Source organism: Paenibacillus sp. 01L418 (genome assembly GCF_056400045.1).
The window spans coordinates 1-1,413 of the sequence record NZ_JBFTSN010000741.1; the positions used below are offsets into that span (position 1 = coordinate 1).

At 44.7% G+C, this 1,413-nt stretch carries 1 protein-coding gene; it reads right to left on the reverse strand.

Going from position 1 to position 1,413, the window contains the following annotated elements; genetic code table 11:
- Positions 1-1,413 (reverse strand): polyribonucleotide nucleotidyltransferase (pnp, locus tag AC1DSE_RS35245; protein WP_477529121.1); only part of this gene is annotated, 1,413 nt, incomplete at both ends.

Sequence of the window (1,413 nt, forward strand, 5' to 3'; positions counted from 1 at the left end):
GCTGTAACGCCTTCAGCTGTACCTGCAACTTTAAAGTCCATATCGCCGAGATGATCTTCCATCCCTTGAATATCAGAAAGAATTGCAAAGTGATCGCCATCTTTAATGAGACCCATAGCAATACCAGCTACTGGCGCTTTGATTGGTACCCCTGCATCCATCATAGCAAGTGTGCTTGCGCAAATGCTTGCTTGTGAAGAAGAACCGTTAGATTCCAAAACTTCCGAAACAAGACGAATCGTGTAAGGGAATTCAGCTTCAGATGGAATAACTTTGGAAAGTGCACGTTCTCCGAGAGCACCATGCCCGATTTCACGACGGCCTGGCGGACGAAGCGGACGAGCTTCACCAACGCTGAACGGCGGGAAGTTATAGTGATGCATGAAACGTTTTGTTTCTTCTGGTGAAATACCATCCAAAATTTGAACGTCGCCCATTGCGCCAAGTGTACAAATACTTAGTGCTTGTGTTTGTCCACGAGTAAACAGCCCTGTTCCATGTGTGCGAGGCAAAATTGCCACATCACAATCGATTGGACGAATTTCATCAAGCGAACGGCCATCTGGACGAACTTTATCATGAGAAATAAGACGACGTACTTCTTCCTTCACGATGTCATAAAGAACTTCTTTAACATCAGAGAGAAGTTCTGGCGTATCGATATATTGCTCTTCAAAGTGAGCAACTGCTGCGCTGTTAACAGCGTCAATTGCTTCTTGACGAGCATGCTTTTCTTCAACCTTAATCGCTTCAACCAAACCAGCAGAAGCATAAGCGCGAACATCAGCATTCACTTGCTCATTTACAGTATGTAGCTTAACTTCCATTTTCGGTTTGCCGGCTACAGCTTGCAGCTCTTCTATTTTTGCTACGATCTTTTTAATTTCGTCATGACCAAACATAATCGCTTCAAGCATTACTGCTTCAGAAACTTCGTTTGCTTCTGCTTCCACCATCATGATCGCATCTTTCGTTCCTGCGACAACTACAAAAATATCCGTTTCTACGCTTTGCTCTACCGTCGGATTAATAATGAATTCGCCATTAACACGTCCAACGTTTACTCCGCCAATTGGACCGTCAAAAGGAACGTCAGAAATGGATAGTGCAGCAGAAGTACCGATCATAGCCRCAATTTCTGGCGAACAATCCTGATCCACGCTCATTACAATGTTCATGACTTGAACGTCATTCCGGAAACCTTCTGGGAATAACGGACGAATAGGCCTGTCCGTAAGTCGGCTGGACAAAATCGCCTTCTCGCTTGGACGGCCTTCACGTTTAATGAATCCACCTGGAATTTTACCAACAGCATACAAACGTTCTTCATAGTTAACAGTCAATGGGAAGAAATCCAGATCCTTCGGACCTGCTGACGCTGTTACCGTACACAATACGACAGTATCACCATAC